At 61.3% G+C, this 416-nt stretch carries 1 protein-coding gene; it reads right to left on the bottom strand.

Features of this window, described 5'->3' with window-relative positions:
* Nucleotides 1–416: hypothetical protein (locus FJV41_RS57545; RefSeq protein WP_220138045.1), on the bottom strand; the 416-nt coding region annotated here is incomplete at both ends.

The following is a 416-nucleotide window of genomic DNA, read 5'->3' as shown; positions in this document are numbered from 1 at the left end:
GGGCGGAAGGCCCTGCATGTAACGCAGCGATTGGTAATACAGCTCGCCCACGGGATCGAATTTCTTGTACCGTCCCGGCACCGGCCCGGTCCGTCCGAACTGATTCAGATAATTGACGACCCCGCTGACACCGAACACCGTGTCGGATTCGGGATTTTTCTTGAAGACACCGGTATCGGCATCCCATTCGGCCCTGGCATTCGGGGCGGCCTCCTCGCGCCCCAGCGCATCGAAGTTTTTCTGGCCCACATACTTCATCGGCGCGCGCAGCACCCCGCCGTAGCGGCCACCGGCTTCACTGGCCGTCTGGTCCATGAGGTAGCCGAATGCCGCCAGCCGCAGCTGATCTGAGTAGTTCTGGACGACGCCCACGGGCTTGTAGAAGCCGCTCGGATACTGCATGCACAGGTCGAAAT

The sequence above is a fragment of the Myxococcus llanfairpwllgwyngyllgogerychwyrndrobwllllantysiliogogogochensis genome, from assembly GCF_006636215.1.
GTDB classification, from domain to species: domain Bacteria; phylum Myxococcota; class Myxococcia; order Myxococcales; family Myxococcaceae; genus Myxococcus; species Myxococcus llanfairpwllgwyngyllgogerychwyrndrobwllllantysiliogogogochensis.
Note: the sequence above shows the minus strand (reverse complement) of the source record. Positions and strands in the feature narration are given on the sequence as shown.